The organism is Roseiconus nitratireducens (genome assembly GCF_008629675.1).
Classification (GTDB): Bacteria; Planctomycetota; Planctomycetia; order Pirellulales; family Pirellulaceae; genus Stieleria; species Stieleria nitratireducens.
In genome coordinates, this window is record NZ_VWOX01000011.1 from 263,588 (window position 1) to 278,830 (window position 15,243).

The 15,243-nt window shown below is 62.4% G+C and carries 15 protein-coding genes; all 15 read left to right on the forward strand.

All coding sequences use genetic code 11. From position 1 onward, the window contains the following. Window positions 1-43 precede the first annotated feature (43 nt). The gene (locus FYK55_RS19495) at window positions 44-1,042 is read left to right on the forward strand and encodes a dual specificity protein phosphatase family protein (RefSeq protein WP_161604634.1); all 999 of its coding nucleotides are present in this window, start codon (window positions 44-46) and stop codon (window positions 1,040-1,042) included. Window positions 1,043-1,246: 204 nt separating this feature from the next. Next, entirely contained in the window at window positions 1,247-2,164 is a 918-nt protein-coding gene (locus FYK55_RS19500) for a hypothetical protein (protein WP_150078117.1), read from the forward strand. Window positions 2,165-2,189: 25 nt separating this feature from the next. After that, a complete protein-coding gene (locus FYK55_RS19505; protein WP_161604635.1) occupies window positions 2,190-4,382 on the forward strand; it encodes a DUF1553 domain-containing protein in 2,193 nt (730 codons plus the stop codon). A 34-nt stretch (window positions 4,383-4,416) separates the two neighbouring features. Next, the gene (locus FYK55_RS19510) at window positions 4,417-5,751 is read left to right on the forward strand and encodes a DUF1501 domain-containing protein (protein ID WP_150078119.1); all 1,335 of its coding nucleotides are present in this window, start codon (window positions 4,417-4,419) and stop codon (window positions 5,749-5,751) included. Next, a complete protein-coding gene (locus FYK55_RS19515; protein ID WP_150078120.1) occupies window positions 5,751-6,758 on the forward strand; it encodes a WD40 repeat domain-containing protein in 1,008 nt (335 codons plus the stop codon). The genes FYK55_RS19510 and FYK55_RS19515 overlap by 1 nt, the downstream gene beginning before the upstream one ends. A gap of 120 nt (window positions 6,759-6,878) precedes the next feature. Then, window positions 6,879-8,558 (forward strand): GspE/PulE family protein, encoded by a 1,680-nt coding sequence (locus FYK55_RS19520; RefSeq protein ID WP_235908826.1) that lies wholly within the window; start codon window positions 6,879-6,881, stop codon window positions 8,556-8,558. 8 nt (window positions 8,559-8,566) lie between these two features. Further along, entirely contained in the window at window positions 8,567-9,784 is a 1,218-nt protein-coding gene (locus FYK55_RS19525) for a type II secretion system F family protein (RefSeq protein ID WP_150078121.1), read from the forward strand. After that, window positions 9,774-10,208, forward strand: coding sequence for a type II secretion system major pseudopilin GspG (gspG, locus tag FYK55_RS19530; protein WP_150078122.1), 435 nt, complete (start codon window positions 9,774-9,776; stop codon window positions 10,206-10,208). Before FYK55_RS19525 ends, gspG begins: the two co-directional genes overlap by 11 nt. Before the next feature lie 21 nt (window positions 10,209-10,229). Further along, window positions 10,230-10,781, forward strand: coding sequence for a prepilin-type N-terminal cleavage/methylation domain-containing protein (locus FYK55_RS19535; protein WP_161604636.1), 552 nt, complete (start codon window positions 10,230-10,232; stop codon window positions 10,779-10,781). After that, the gene (locus FYK55_RS19540) at window positions 10,781-11,170 is read left to right on the forward strand and encodes a hypothetical protein (protein WP_150078124.1); all 390 of its coding nucleotides are present in this window, start codon (window positions 10,781-10,783) and stop codon (window positions 11,168-11,170) included. The genes FYK55_RS19535 and FYK55_RS19540 overlap by 1 nt, the downstream gene beginning before the upstream one ends. Beyond that, window positions 11,167-11,679 (forward strand): type II secretion system protein, encoded by a 513-nt coding sequence (locus FYK55_RS19545; RefSeq protein WP_150078125.1) that lies wholly within the window; start codon window positions 11,167-11,169, stop codon window positions 11,677-11,679. The genes FYK55_RS19540 and FYK55_RS19545 overlap by 4 nt, the downstream gene beginning before the upstream one ends. Next, complete coding sequence (locus tag FYK55_RS19550; RefSeq protein ID WP_150078126.1) at window positions 11,669-12,613, forward strand: hypothetical protein; 945 nt, start codon at window positions 11,669-11,671, stop codon at window positions 12,611-12,613. The genes FYK55_RS19545 and FYK55_RS19550 overlap by 11 nt, the downstream gene beginning before the upstream one ends. 91 nt (window positions 12,614-12,704) lie before the next feature. After that, window positions 12,705-13,292, forward strand: coding sequence for a type II secretion system protein N (locus FYK55_RS29995; protein ID WP_201743749.1), 588 nt, complete (start codon window positions 12,705-12,707; stop codon window positions 13,290-13,292). After that, on the forward strand, window positions 13,289-14,701 hold the full coding sequence (locus FYK55_RS19560; RefSeq protein WP_150078128.1) for a hypothetical protein: 1,413 nt from the start codon (window positions 13,289-13,291) through the stop codon (window positions 14,699-14,701). Before FYK55_RS29995 ends, FYK55_RS19560 begins: the two co-directional genes overlap by 4 nt. Further along, the gene (locus FYK55_RS19565) at window positions 14,698-15,222 is read left to right on the forward strand and encodes a hypothetical protein (protein WP_150078129.1); all 525 of its coding nucleotides are present in this window, start codon (window positions 14,698-14,700) and stop codon (window positions 15,220-15,222) included. Before FYK55_RS19560 ends, FYK55_RS19565 begins: the two co-directional genes overlap by 4 nt. The last annotated feature ends 21 nt before the right edge of the window (window positions 15,223-15,243 follow it).

Below are 15,243 nucleotides of genomic sequence, written 5' to 3' on the forward strand. Positions count from 1 at the left end.
AGCGATCCGCACCACCACCTGCCTTGCCTCCCTCGATCGAGTTTTGGTTTTGCTACAAAAGTCTTTCGTCCCGAGATTGATCGTCGCGACGCTGATCGTGGCGACATGGTGCGGCATTCAATCCTTCGCAAGGGATGCCAAGCCGAATCCATCACGGGAAAACATTTCCGATCCGGCGCGGATCGACAGCGAACACTTGCCCAATCCAGTGCAACTCTCCCCGAAGGTCATCTCCGGCGGCCTTCCCGACGGCGACGCTGCATTCAAAGAACTTGCCGACCGCGGGATCAAAACGATCATCAGCGTTGACGGCGCGACGCCCGATGTCGACGCTGCGGCAAAGTATGGTTTGCGTTACGTCCATCTTCCGCACGGCTATGACGGCATCCCGAGTTCACGCGTCACGGAATTGGCGAAAGCCGTTCGTGATTTGGAAGGGCCGATCTACATTCATTGTCACCACGGCAAACATCGCAGCCCGGCCGCGGCGGCGGTGGCTTGCGTCGCCGCCGGCCTGCTTCCTGAAGGCAAGGCCGAAGCTGTTTTGAAACTTGCCGGCACGGATCCCCATTACCGCGGTCTGTACCGTTCGGCATGCCAGGTGAAACCCTTGGATGCCGGGGTGCTGGATCGTTTGGACGTCCAGTTTCAACCGGTGGTGCAAGTGCCACCGATGGCGGAAGCCATGGTCGAATTGGGTCACACGCACGACCACCTGAAACAGATCGCCGCTGCCGACTGGCAGACGCCGGAAAATCACCCTGACTTGGATCCGGCCCATGAAGCGTTGATGTTGCAGGAACACTTCACCGAATTGCTTCGCACCGACGACGTCGCCCGACAACCGGACGATTTTCGCCGCTGGTTGATGGAATCGGAAACGGCCGCGAAATCGATGGTCCAAACGCTTCGTCAAATGGAAACCGACTCGGCCGATCCGACGATCCCGGATTCCCTGGTTCGAGCCGCCAGCCAGATCGGAAGCAACTGCAAAGCCTGCCACGCCAAATACCGCGACGCTCCCAGAGCGGATCGCCGGTAGCTGGCCGCGCCGCAATGGCGACCCGCTGGAACATGCCCTACTGACCCCTCTGCCACGGATCGACTGATCCGAAAGGCGACCAAGCTCCGTCACCAGGTAGGTCCGGACGGTAGAATGACCTCCCCGCCGGCGCCGCGACAGCTTTCGGCGATGCGGCCATCGCTTTTCGCGCCAACACCGCTTTCCATCCCAACGGACCCCATCGTGAAATCATTCCCATCCGCTTTCGCGACCGCCATGATGCTGTGTGCCACGACGCTGGTGCAGGCACAGCAGTCGTCGTCTGGGTCGGCAGAAAAACCTTCCTTGGATGAACGCTACGAACAATTGCTGGAAGAGCGCCCCCGCGTCAAGCAGATGATTGAAAGCGGTCAGATGACCAAGGAACAGGTCTTACAGCGCCTGAAGCAAGAGCCCGACATGCGGGCCTCCGACGCGCCGCGGCAACGTCGAAACGAACGTCCGTTGAAGGTAGAAGATCCGGCCGGTTTCGACGAAACGCGTGACAAAGACGTGTTCTCCGGCCCGCAGCCGGGCGAAGCATTGCCACCTCTGACGGCTCAGGGCATGCGTGGCGATCGGCAGGGAAAACCTTTCGACCCGGTAGCGACCGCTAAGGGCGAACCGCTGGTATTGATTTTCCAAGATGACAATCCGCCGGGGCTGCGCGGTTTGCTGCAATTCAACCGGGTGTTGTCCACCATCGCGGAGAAGTCCGATCAACCGCTGCACACCGTGTCCGTGTTCCTGGGTGATGACGCCAATCAACTGACGACCCTGATCAAACGCGTGATGGTGTACTTGCCCGAATCCTACCAGGTTGGGATATCACCGGACGGTCGCGACGGGCCCGGTGCCTACGGATTGAATCGCAACGTGGCCATGACGATTCTGATGGCAAAAGATGGCAAGGTCGTGCACAACTTTGTCTTTCCGCAGTCGATGCTGTATCCGGACCCGCACGTCCTGGGTGGATTGGCAGACTTGATCGGCGAAGACCGCGAACAGTTGCAGGCGTGGCTGAATGATGCCAAGCGGCCGTCCCGACCGGCACGACCATCGGCCTCGCAAATGCGTGACAACGGCGGCCCGCAATCGTCGGCAACCGAACCCGTCAAGTGAATTCCGCCCGCCCCAACCTTTGACCATGCCGCACCTCCGCCACCTGCTGGTTTGTCTGGCGACGACGTTTGTCTGCGTGGCAACGGCGGATGAGGCATCCCCTGACGAAACGACCAGCTCTGAAGCGATCAACTTGCAGGGATCGGGTGCGGCGCGGATCGACTTCGAAAACGACGTGCTGCCGCGATTGACGCGTCACGGTTGCAACGGCGGTGCCTGTCATGGAGCGGCTGCCGGCCGCGGCGGATTCAAACTTTCCCTTTACGGCGGTGATCCCGATGCCGACTTTGATCAGATCGTCCGCAACCTGGGTGGGCGACGAATCAATCTGAATGACGCGGAGTTGAGCTTGCTGATTCGCAAGCCCACCGAGACGGTCGAACATGGCGGCGGGGCGGTGTTGAGCGAAGCGGATGCCCAGCAGTTGATTGCTTGGATTGACCAGGGTGCTCCGCGAACACCGCAGCGGCAACTGCAACGTGTGCAGGTGGATCCGACCAGACACGTCGCACCGGCAGCGGGTCATTCCGTCTCACTACGCACAACGGCCATTTACCAGGACGGCTCCCAGCGCGACGTCACCGACCAGACGATTTTTTCTTCCGCGGACCCCTCAGCCGTTCGGATTGAGCCGCTGTCCGGGACGGCAACCGTGCTCCGAGCCGGTCGCCACGTCGTCATCGCGCGCTATTGGAACCGAGTGGTTCCGGTCGAGCTGATCGGGGCGCACGACAACTCACCGATTTCGCCAGACGAGCGCGCCGCGGACAACTTCATCGACCAGGAGGTGATCGAGGCGCTCGCCACGCTGCGGCTGCCGCCTTCCGGTCCCGCCGACGACGCCGTCTTTCTGCGACGTCTTTCCCTGGACCTGACCGGTCGCCTACCCACTCCGGAACAAACGCTTCGCTTCCTGCTGGACACCCGGCCCGACAAACGTGACCGCCTGCTGAACCGATTGCTCGATGGAGAAGCGTTCAACGAGTATTGGACGCTGCAGTTGGCCACCCTGCTGCGGCTGCGCCCCCGCGGCGACGACCCGGAAGGTGCCCACGTCTATCACGATTGGCTTGCCCAACAACTTCGTGACCGTCGCGGCTACGATGCCATCGCCCGTTCGCTGCTGCTCTCCGGTGGCGACACCCACGTGATCGGTCCCGCCAACTTCTACCGCATGGCCGATGGTCCGCGGCAGCAAGCCGAACTGTTCAGCGAAGTGTTGATGGCAAGCCGACTGCGCTGCGCGAATTGTCACAATCATCCGCTGGATCGCTGGACGCAGGACGACTATCACGGGTTGGCGGCCATCTTCGCAACGCTTCAAACCGGACGCGAGGTCCGCCCCAATCCCGACGGCTATGTCGTTCACCCTCGCACGTTGGAGCCCGCCACGCCACGTCTTCCCGGCCAACAGGACCTGCCCACCGACCGGGCTGATGTCCGAGTTGCTTTGGCGGACTGGTTGATCGATCCAGACAATCCATATTTCGCCAAAGCCATGGTCAACCGGCTGTGGCAACGGATGATGGGGCGAGGTCTGGTTGAACCGGTCGACGATTTTCGAGCCACCAATCCGGCCACTCACCCGCGTTTGCTGCAACGGTTGGCCGACGATTTTGTCGCGCACGGCTACGACTTGCGGCACACCCTTCGTCAGATAGCCCAAACCCAAACGTACGCCCGCAGTGCGGACGCAACGTCCGCGAATCGGAACGATCAAGCATTCTATTCACACCGCCTGCGGCGACCGCTGGATGCCGAAGTCTTGGCCGACGCGATTAGCGATGTGCTGGGAGTCGCCGAAACGTATGGGGACCAACCGATCGGCACACGTGCCGTCGCCCTGCTGGACCCCAGCACCGAATCGGAAACGCTGGATGTCTTGGGACGCTGCGATCGCACCTCTTCCTGCGCCACCCCGTCGGCCTCCGCGGGCGGACTGACGCAACAACTTCATCGTTTCAATGGCGACATGCTGAACCAGCGGATTGCCGTGTCCGGTGGACGACTGGACGGGTTGCTGGACCAATCCACACCGCCAGAGGAAATCATCCAGACGTTCTACCTGGCCGCTCTGTGCCGGCAACCGACGGAACGTGAAAGGCGGCACTGGAACGAGCAACTGAATCGATTGTCGTCATCCGCTGACAGACGCACCTTTCTGGAAGATCTGGTTTGGGGCCTGCTCAGCTGCGAAGAATTTGTCACCAACCACTGACCCGACGTCCCATCCGCCCGCCCCAAAGGCCACCATGAAAACCACACAACGATGCGACGGAGTGTCCCGCCGCGACCTGATGCGGGTCGGCGGATTGACGGCCCTGGGTCTGGGGCTGGGATCCTTTCTTCGTCAACGACAGGCGCTGGCAGCGGTCGACGCGACGTCCCCGCGCGCCGAAGCTTGCATCCTGATTTGGCTCGACGGCGGGCCGAGCCACCTGGAAAGTTTTGATCCGAAGCCGGACGCGCCGGCCGAGGTTCGCGGGCCGATGTCCAGCATCGCCACCAACGTTCCGGGGATTCGGCTGGGCGAATGTTTGCCACAAACCGCATCGATGATGGACCGCATCGCCATCGTCCGCTCCATGACATCTCCATTGGGCGAGCACAATTTCGGCACGCACTACTTGATGACCGGCTACAAACCGTCACCGGCGTTGGAATACCCGGCATACGGAGCCACGCTGGCACATTTGCGGCCGACCGGCGAAGTGCTCCCACCCAATATGGCCGTTCCGAAGTTCGCGAAGGATCTGAGCGGTTCCGGATTCCTGCCCTCCGGCACGCGACCCTTTTCGGTCGGCGGCAATCCCGCCAAACCGGACTTTCAGGTTCGCGACCTGGACTTCTACCGGGGACTGGACCTTCCCCGACTGGATCGACGTCGCCGCATCGTTGAGACCTTGGATGCGTTCGGCCGCGCCCACGACGCGTCATTCGATCACGTGCCCGATCAACAATTGCAACGCGCCTACGATCTGATCGCTTCACCGCAGGCCAAACGCGCGTTCGATCTGACGCAGGAAACTTCCCAGACGCGGCAGCGGTACGGGATCAACCCGGGCAACAGCATCGGGCAAAGCTGCTTGCTCGCCAGGCGATTGATTGAACGCGGGGTTCCGTTCGTGACGGTCAACAACAGCGGTTGGGACACGCACCAGAACATCCTTCAGTTGAAGGAACGTTATCCGAACGATCGCAATGCCCATTTGCCGTCCCTGGATCGTGCGCTGAGCGCCTTGATCGACGACCTGTTCCAGCGGGGAAGGTTGGAAAAGACGCTGGTGATCGTGATGGGGGAATTCGGCCGCACGCCGAAGATCAATCCCGGTGGCGGCCGTGACCATTGGCCCAACGTGTTCAGCGTTGCCTTGGCCGGCGGTGGGGTACGCGGGGGTCAGGTGGTCGGCAGCAGCGACGCGTTGGCGGAGTTCCCCCGCGACAATCCGGTTTCACCCTCCGACCTGGCCGCCACGATCTACACACTGCTGGGAATCGATCCGGCGGCGCAACTGCATACCGATGATGGACGACCGGTCCGGGTCGCGCCGGACGGCGCGCGTGTCTTGACCGAGCTGTTGACTTGATGCCGACCGAACGCGTACCGAAAGGGGTCACTGCCGAAAGGTTTCGCGGCGCCGCTGCACTGCCGATGTTGGTCGCCGTGCTGGCAACGACGCTCACGCTGTCCGCCCGGTCGGCGGAGGGTCGCCAACCGCCGCTGACCGCGCTGGTCATTGCCCCCGACGGACGCTCGGTCGTGGCAGGCTCGCAAGACGGAATCCAGGTTTACTCCTGGCCGGAATTGCAGTTCCAGCGGACGATTGCCACCCAAGCGGTCAACCTGCAGGCGTTGGCGTTCTCACCCCGCGGCGATCGTTTGGCGATTGGAGGCGGCTTGCCTGCCGAACAGGGATTGGTGGAGGTGATTTCCTGGCCGGATGGTCAAAGACTTCGCACCTTTCGGAAACACGAGGATTCCGTGATGGCGGTTGCCTGGAAAGATGCAACGACGCTGGCATCGGGGGGGCTGGATCATCGGGTCTTCCTCTGGTCGTTGTCAGCGACGTCCGAAACGCCGCCGCTGCGTCTGGCGGGACATTCGCGCGGGGTGACATCGCTGTGTTTCATCGACCACGGGAAGCTGCTGGTCACCGCAGGACTGGACCAGAGCGTTCGTGTTTGGGACACCCAGGACGGATCACTCCGGCGAACGCTGGCGATCCACACTCAACCGGTTCGAGCCCTTGTTCCGCTCACTTCGCCGCAGGGAACGCTGCCCCTGGTCGTGTCGGCCAGCGATGACCGAACGCTTCGGCTGTGGCAACCGACCATCGGCCGGATGGTTCGATTGGTTAAACTGGACCAGCCTCCGTTGAACGTGATCGGTTTGCGAGAGGGTGCGACGATGGCGGCGGCGTGCGCCGATGGACGCGTTTACTTTGTCGACACCGCGACGGTCCGCGTGATCGGGAGCGTTCCCGCGATCGACGGCTGGCCGTACGCCATGGCCGAAAGTCCGGACGACGACGCGCTGATCATCGCGGGGGAAGACGGGCAAATACGCCGCGTCGACCTGCCGGTGCTGGAGTGAATGGGTCGACGCCGGAAACCGAAGTGAAACTCCGAGTGGTTGGCGAATTCCGCGTTCGGCCCCTCGCACCCACGCCGTTGACAGCTTTTCCTTTTCCACTGTTTCCTCTCTCGGTTTTTGATGCCTGAGCCTTCGATGCCGCAAGCCGACTCGCGCGATCCCTCGAACCTGGCGGCTTCGGCCTCCACCGATTCGGGTCTGCGGCGACTGGCGGAGGCATTGGGCGTGCCGGTGCGCGAAGACTTGTCCGACTTGGCGCCGGCAACCGAATTCCTGGATCGCATCAGCATCGCGCATGCACGACTGCACCATGTGATGGGGTTTCGCGGCCCGGGCGACGATCAGATCTTGCTGGCGATCGATTCCGACGCGGGGATCGAGCACCTGGACATCGTGGCGCGGGCGCTCCGCCAGGCCCCCGGTGGCGGCCTCCGATCGTTGCAGGTGCATCCCTTGCCGGCGACGCCCAAGGCAATCGAGCGGGCCATCAACACCGCCTACTCCGAGCAGTCCAGCCAAACTCAGAACGTGATCGATTCCCTGGATCACGATACGGTGCTGTCCGAGTTGGCCGGCGCCCTCGGCCGCCGTGGATCCGACGAAGACCTGCTGGACAGCGATGGTCGGGCTCCCGTCATCCGCCTAGTCAACCACCTGCTGTTTGACGCCGTGAAAGCCGGCGCCTCCGACGTCCACATCCAACCGTACGAAGACCGCCTGGTCGTGCGACAGCGGATCGACGGCGTGCTGTTTGACACGTTCGAGATCCCCAAGGCGGTCCAGGAGGAAGTGCTCTCGCGGGTCAAAGTGCTGGGCAAAATGAACATCGCCGAAAAGCGACTTCCCCAGGATGGACGGGCGACGGTTCAGCTGGGGGATCGCACCGTCGACTTGCGGATCGCTTCGCTGCCCACCAGCCACAATGAACGCATCGTGATCCGGTTGCTGGACAAGAGCGTTCGGTTGTACACACTGGGCGAGCTGGGGATGCCGGCGCGCGATTTCCAACGCTTCAAATCGTTGATCGCGCGCGACCACGGATTGATTCTTGTCACCGGTCCGACCGGCAGCGGAAAGAGCACGACGCTGTACGGGGCGCTCCAGGAAATCGACAGCGAAGTGTTGAACGTGCTGACGCTGGAAGACCCCATCGAGTACAAGCTGGAAGGCATCAGCCAAACCCAAGTCAATGAAAAGAAGGGCATGACGTTTGCCTCGGGGATGCGCAGCGTGTTGCGTCAGGATCCCGACATCATCATGGTCGGCGAGATTCGCGACAGCGAAACGGCAACGATGGCCATTCAGGCGTCGCTGACGGGGCATCTGGTGTTCAGCACCTTGCACACCAACGACGCGGCCAGTGCCGTCACCCGCCTGTTGGACCTGGGGGTGGAACCTTACCTGGTCAGCAGCTCGCTGGTGGCATCGATGGCGCAGCGTTTGGTTCGAAAGTTGTGCGAACATTGCAAACGGCCACGTCGCAGCGGGGCATCGATCCCGGCGGTTCCCCCGGAAGTATTGGAAACCCATCAAATCAAATCCGCGGAGTTGTCGGGCGTCTACGAGTCCGTCGGATGTGAACGTTGTCGCGGGACCGGGTTCCGCGGCCGCGTGGGGCTTTTCGAATTGCTGGTGATCGATGACGCGTGCCGTGAATTGATCGGGAACCGCGCCAACGCGGCTTCGATCCGGCGGGCCGGCTTGCAATCGGGACTGCAACTGCTGTCGACCGACGGGTTGTTGAAAGTCCACCAGGGAATCACCACCCTGGACGAAGTCCTGCGCGTGACCACGTTGTAGCTTGGAACATGGCCGTCTTCTCTTACATCGGAATCGACCCGTCGCGCAAACGTGTTCGAGGCACGATCAATGCCGACACGCCGCGGCAGGCGCGCGACTCCTTGCGGCTTCGCGGGATCCAGGTTCGCAAGATTTCACCGTGCGCCCCGGCCACCGGCGGCAGGCGATTGACCCCCAACCTGCGCCGACTTTCGCTGCGCCGATCCAGCAATCACTGGGCCACCGCCGTGGGCGAACTCTCCATGCTGCTGCACGCGGGCATTCCCCTGCTGGACGCGCTGGACACGATCATCGAACAGAGTCACGGTTCCTTTCGTGCTCCGCTGCTGGCGGTGCGCGATCGCGTTGCCGCCGGCGAGTCATTCGCTCAGGCGTTGGCCGGTCAACCGGAATGGTTCGACGCCGCGTCGGTCCAGATGGTACAAGTCGGCGAGAACGCCGGCAACCTGGAAGAGGTTCTGAGCCAGTTGGCGGAATTCAAGCAGCGTCAATCTCGGCTGTCCGATGCGGTCACGACGGCCCTGGTCTATCCGACTTTTCTGGTGTGCTTTGCAACGGCAGCCGGTTTGTTCTTGATGACCAGCGTGCTGCCGCCCCTACTGGAGAATTTGCAGGAGACATTGCCGCGGTTGCCTTGGCCAACCCGAGTTGCCAAGGCACTGAGCGACGGGCTGATCGATTATCGCTGGTTTTGGATTGCCGGCGCGATTCTTGTCCTGGTTCTGACCGGGTTGCTGCGACGCAGCCGGCGGGGTCGCCTGTGGTGGGATCGCTTCGTGCTACGTATGCCGCTGATCGGGCCAATGCAGATCAAGCAAGGCGTTGCCCGGATTGCGATGATCATCGGAACGCTCTCGCGGAGCGGCGTGGAACTGACCCGGGCCTTCCAGCTGGCCGAAGCATCGACCGGCAACTCGGTGTTTCGCGACGCCCTGCAACAGTGCGGTGAGCGGATTGCGGCAGGCGAAGATGTGGCCGACGCCTTGGCTGCCAGCGGTGCCTTCCCGCCACTGGCCGTCCGCGTCTTCTCCGTCGGCCAGGAATCCGGAAAACTTGATGACATGCTCTTTCGGCTCGCCGAGGACTATGATGAACAGGTCAAGACGCAAACGGCCCGATTGACGGCGTTGATCGAACCGGTCTTGATCCTTGTCCTGGCCGTGATGGTCGGATTCCTCCTGCTGGCCACGATCCTCCCGATACTAGAGGCTGGAAATGTGCTTTGACCGAAACGCGCGGGACCGCAAACGACCCGCTCGGGCGGCTTTCTCCCTGGTCGAATTGATCGTCGTGATGGTGATCCTGGGGATGCTGGCCGGATTGGTCGCGGTGCGGACGCGAGGCTACCTGGTGAACTCCCGTCAGAACGCCGTGAAAACCGAAATCGCGACGGTGATGAAGGCTTTGGAAACGTTTCGCATCGACCAGGGACGCTATCCGACCGAAGACGAGGGCCTGGAGATTTTGACCCGTTCGACCGAGACCTGGCCCGAGGGCTTTCTCAGCAAAGTCCCCAAGGATCCCTGGAAGCATGACTACGTTTACTTTGAAACCGAGGAAGGCTTCGAAGTGATCAGCCTGGGAGCCGACGGACGCGAAGGGGGTGACGGAGAGGACGCGGACTTTTCAAGTGACATGCTTCAAGAGTGAGTCGCTGCAACAGTGGATCGCGTGCTTCATCACGAACGTCGTCGCAGCACCACCCGCAAGCAAGTGTTGACCGTCGCAAGTCGCATTGCGAGCCGGCGACGCGGGTTCTCGTTGATCGAGTTGGTGGTCGTGCTGGTCTTGATGGCGTTGCTGGCTACGCTGGCCGCGTACTCGGTGCGCGGCGTCTTCCAACGTCAGCGGTTGGCCCGCGGCGTCGAAATCATTCAACAATTCGATTTGGCATTGCGTCGTGCCGCACGTCGTCAACGAAGTCCGATCTCCGCTCAGATCGATCCGGCCGGACGACGGATCTTGATCCTGGAGGGCAGCAGTCGCTCTCGAGAGTTCTCAATGCCGCGGCGGGTGCGAATCGATCGTTTGCGGTTGGCCGGCGCAACCGGCTCGGCAGCCGCGGATCGGATCCGCGTGGACGGGCAAGGCGCTTCGCCGAGCTACGCGTTGCGTCTGGCAAGCGGCGCAGCATCGCGGTGGGTACTGGTCGCCGGCGGGACCGGCCAACTGGTTTCCGTACCGAAGACATCCGCCGTCGTCCAGCTGTTGGAGACACGTTGATGAAGCGACCGGGATTGACCTTGCTGGAAGTCGTTGTGGCGCTGCTGCTGACCGGCACCCTGCTGGTCTCTTCGCTGCTGGCCTTCGCTCGGCACCGGCGCCAGCTCGCATTGGCCGACCGCCAGATCGAAGCGGCGAGGATCGCCGACGAACTGGTTCGACAGCTGGCGGCGCGGCGTGGCGGAATCCCTGTCGGCGTTACCGGCGCCGTCCCCGGAAAACCAACCTGGCGTTGGCAGACGTTGCCGATCGGAACGACCGCGCTGGCGACCCTCCAGATGCAAGTGATCCGATTGAGAATTGTCGAAGTCCCCGGCAAACCCGTCGAACTGGTTTCCGTCGATCTCTTTCAGCCGGGGCCAGTGTTGCAGCGGAGGCCAGGGAAATGAAAAAGCGGTCGGGCTTCACCTTGATCGAGTTGACCGCCGCATGCGTGTTGGCGTCCATCATGATGGTCGCCCTGCTGCGGGTGGTCATCGCCATGGCAGGCGAGTCGGTGCAGCTTCGCCAACAAGAATTCGACGCCCCCGCCGCCGGAAACCTGGCGGCCCGTTTGCATGACGACCTGATCAACGCACGTGGCATGGCCGTCACACCGGACTCGATCTTGATGGCGGGATTTGTCGGAGAGGACTTGCGCGCCGGGCAGGTTCGCTACCAACGGCTGCGACGATCACAGCGGAGTGTGCTGGTGCGACGACAGGGACAGCGATCGGAACTGATGTGGATCGGATTCGCGGGTTTCCAAGTCACCGTCTACGAACAGGACGATGAACCCCGTTCGCCAGACCCGGCCGGCGGCGGACTGCCCGCCGTTCCGTCGCGGTTTCGAGTCACGTTGGTGGACGAATCCGGTCGCGTTCTGTGCAGCGAGGTGATCGATCATCATGCACCGTGAGACGCACCAAGGGGCTGCCGGAAGGCCCCGACAGGGATACGCCCTGTTGGCCGTCTTGGGCGTGATCGTCTTGACGGTGACCGTGCTGTCGGCGCTCTCGCAGCAGAGCCTTCAACGCGGGCTGGCCGCGGCCGACGCGCGGATCCGCTTGCAACAGCGTTTGGGCGCTGAATCGATCCAACGCCACCTGCTGCCGCGGGCGGCGGCGGTGTTCGATCGGCTGCAGGAGGAAGCGGAAGCGGGCGGACGGTCCGGCAACCGCGTGCCGACGCAACTTCGCAGTTCGGTTTCCATCGGCGGGATCACGTTTGACGTCGTTCTCGCCGATGAAAGTGCCAAAGTGAATCTGAACTCGGTGTACCACTCCGTGGGCCGCGAACGCACCGAGTCGATGATCGTCGACGTTGCCGGCATCGCCGCGGCCCGCGCTGCGCGTTTAACGCCGGCCGTGCCGACGGTGAAATCGTTCGGCGCGTCCGACGACGCGGATGGTCCGGCCGCTCCGCCGCCGGCCTTCCGCAGTTGGGGAGAAGTCTTTGACCTGACCACACTGCAGCAAACGATTGGTGATGATGCGGCCCTGGCGAACGTCACGGCAGAACTGACGTGCTGGGGGAGCGGCGGTCTGAACCTTCGCAGGGCGTCGGATGAATCGATTCGGGCGGTCGCAACGTGTGTGCTATCCCGGGCGGGAGCGGAACGCCTGGTTCGCCGATACCGAGAGAACCCGACGATGACGCTGGCGATTCTGGTGCAGCAGGAAGCTGCATCGGAAACCCTTCGCCGGAAGTTGCTTAGAATGTTTTCCGAAACCAGCACCGACCATTCTTTGTGGATTGATGCGTCGTCCCCGGCGCGACGTTCGCTTCGTACCTTCTCGGTGCTCAGCCAAGGCGATGACGGGACGGTGGTCAATCAGCGTTTCGCGTTCTGAGGACGCGTCTCATCGATCTACCCAGGCTCTCACTGCCCAGGCTTTCACTGCCAAGACTCGAATCGTTTCGTGCTTCAACTGATCCATGACGGTGACCAACCAACGACGACTGATTCGCGCACTCACGGCCGCCCTGCTGGCGATTGCCGGCGGCAGTGCACTCTGGTCCGTCAGTGACGCGGGATCCGAATCAATCACCGGCACCGATGCTGTAGCCGTCCAGATTCCGTCCTCTTCCGCGTCGAACGGCCGGCTTCCACGTTCGGCAGATGCGACGAACGATCCCGCCGTGACGACAATGGACTGGTCCCTGCCGCTGCAACAACCGCTGGTCGACCCACCCCCGCCCAAGCCGAGCCCACCACCGCCGCGGGTGACACCCACCCCGAAGCCGAAACCGTCGCCGCCGCCCCAACCTGAACTCGGTTGGACGCTGGAAGGAACGATCTTGGACGATGATCGAAGCGTCGCGATCTTGACCGACCGAGACGGAAAAACGGACATCCGCGGTGTCGGCGAAACCGTTCAACTCCACCCTCCCGGGGTGACCGTTCGAGCAATCGAGTCCGATGTCGTCACGCTGGACCGTGAAGGCCGGCCGTCGACGGTCAAGCTGAAGCAGTCGTTTTCCTCCAAGGCGGGTTCCGAACCGAACCGTCCCCGGAGACGGAACCGATGAGTCGCGCGCGACCTTCAAATCGTCCGCGGTTGATCGACGGTTGCTTGATTCACCAATGTGACGACCACTGGCAATTGATCTGCGGTGACCAGATTCAAACGGTCACCGCCGACAGCTCGCCTCGGGATCGTGCCCGCGCCGTGGCCGAACTGATTTCTGCCAACCAGCTCCGCCGGCCGCGTTGTGTGCTGGCGCTCGCGACGCCGGAATGTTTTTTCACAACCTTGGACGCGTTCGACGGCATCGACCCGAATGATTCCGTTGCGATGTCGTTTGAGCTGGAGCGTTTTTTTCCGCTGGACGCCGAAGCAATGGTTGCATGTGTCACGGTGCAGCCGAGAACCGGGCGGCTGGCTGCACTCGCCGTCAGTGCCGATCGTCACCGCGAATTTGCCGATGCGCTGCGGTCGGAAGGCTTGGAACTGGAAGCCATCGTTCCCTGGAGCTTTCTTGTCGCACGCGGACTGATCGAACGCCGCGATGTTTCGAACGCGGTTCGGATCATTCTGAACGAACCATCATCGTCCTCCCGCGAAATATTGCAGGTCGATCGCGACGGCATTTGGCAATGGAAGCACGCGAGCGATCTGCGGACTTCGCCCACCGTCAAACAATCCGCCGACGCCGGGCTCTCCGAACCGGCGGCCACCGTGGTGATCGGAACCGCCCACGCACCGGCCGAACCCCAAGCGGAATCGGAACTCGTCTCGGCCGAGCCGTCGTCGGAATCCGCTGAACAACTGGGCGCCGCGGGTGTCGACGTTTTACTGGCCGGGCGCTGGGGACGTTGGCCCGATCTGCGTCGCGGCGTTCTGGCACCCTCCGATCCGCTGCATGCCGTCGCCAGCCAACTGCGCTGGCTGGCAATTGCCGCGGCAGTTTGTTTGCTGACCGTGACCGCGGCGGGTTGGATGCGAAACCGTCGTCTGACCTCGGACTTGGAAACCGTCATGGATCAGCAACGTCGTGCGTTTCGGCAAACCTTTCCGGATCGATCCGATCCCGTGCTGCTGATGCGCACGGTTCGATCGGAACACCGCAAAGCACTTGGTTCGAAAGGTCAGGGAGTGGCGGTGCCGCTTCCCATCCCGGCCACCGAAGTGCTCCGCCGAATCTATCAGGGTTTGAAGCGGGCGGGGTCCGAACAGGAGTCGCGATTCCGAGTGCTGGATATCGACATCGTCGACGGCGAATGCGCGTTGACCGTGCGCACGCGGGACGCCCGCCAATTGGGAGTGATCGCCAACTCTCTGCAGGCCAACGGATTCCAAGTTTCACCACCGGCGTCCGAGCAGGTGGAACCCAGCCGGGACGAACCGGTGTCCACCTATCAGTCGACGATCGTGGCGGTGCTGCCAAAGTCTTCGACGGGCTCCACCGACGAGGCGACGCCCGGGGGCGGCACTTGACGAATCTGAAAGGCAAACGATTGCTGGTGACGGGGCTGATCGCCTGCCTGGCTCTGGCGGCGGTTGATTCGGTGCTGCGCGCTCGCTCAACGGCAGCGGCGCTGCGCTCGGACCGCGAAGACCTCCGCGAACTGCGAACCATGCTCGCCGAGATCGAACAGGTCGCCGACACGCCGACGGTCGCGGCTCTGCAGATTGAATCGGCCGACGAAATCCTGAACCGGATCAATGCCGCGTTGGCCGAGGCGGGTCTGTCGCCATCTTTGCTAGCAAGCCAAACGCCTGGCCAGCCGCAACGGATCGGCCAATCGGACTTCACGCTGCGGAAGATCGAGATCATTTTGAACGCCGCGGCGGTGGACCAGGTCGTGGCGTTTTGTGATGCCCTGCGAGATGAATCCCGCGGCAGCGTCGTCCGGGATTTGAGCCTGTACGATCCGCAGCGGAACGGCCGACGAGAGACTTGGAAATCGGAGATGATCTTGACCCAAATGATTTTTTCTCCGAAAAGCACGCGGTAGGAATGCTTGAAAAACCCAGCC

Bases quoted from the DNA above. Each gene is read 5' to 3' on its own strand.
- FYK55_RS19505 (WP_161604635.1), top strand. From the start codon at position 2,190: ATGCCGCACCTCCGCCACCTGCTGGTTTGTCTGGCGACGACGTTTGTC.
- FYK55_RS19510 (WP_150078119.1), top strand. From the start codon at position 4,417: ATGAAAACCACACAACGATGCGACGGAGTGTCCCGCCGCGACCTGATG.
- FYK55_RS19515 (WP_150078120.1), top strand. From the start codon at position 5,751: ATGCCGACCGAACGCGTACCGAAAGGGGTCACTGCCGAAAGGTTTCGC.
- FYK55_RS19520 (WP_235908826.1), top strand. From the start codon at position 6,879: ATGCCTGAGCCTTCGATGCCGCAAGCCGACTCGCGCGATCCCTCGAAC.
- FYK55_RS19525 (WP_150078121.1), top strand. From the start codon at position 8,567: ATGGCCGTCTTCTCTTACATCGGAATCGACCCGTCGCGCAAACGTGTT.
- gspG (WP_150078122.1), top strand. From the start codon at position 9,774: ATGTGCTTTGACCGAAACGCGCGGGACCGCAAACGACCCGCTCGGGCG.
- FYK55_RS19540 (WP_150078124.1), top strand. From the start codon at position 10,781: ATGAAGCGACCGGGATTGACCTTGCTGGAAGTCGTTGTGGCGCTGCTG.
- FYK55_RS19545 (WP_150078125.1), top strand. From the start codon at position 11,167: ATGAAAAAGCGGTCGGGCTTCACCTTGATCGAGTTGACCGCCGCATGC.
- FYK55_RS19550 (WP_150078126.1), top strand. From the start codon at position 11,669: ATGCACCGTGAGACGCACCAAGGGGCTGCCGGAAGGCCCCGACAGGGA.
- FYK55_RS19560 (WP_150078128.1), top strand. From the start codon at position 13,289: ATGAGTCGCGCGCGACCTTCAAATCGTCCGCGGTTGATCGACGGTTGC.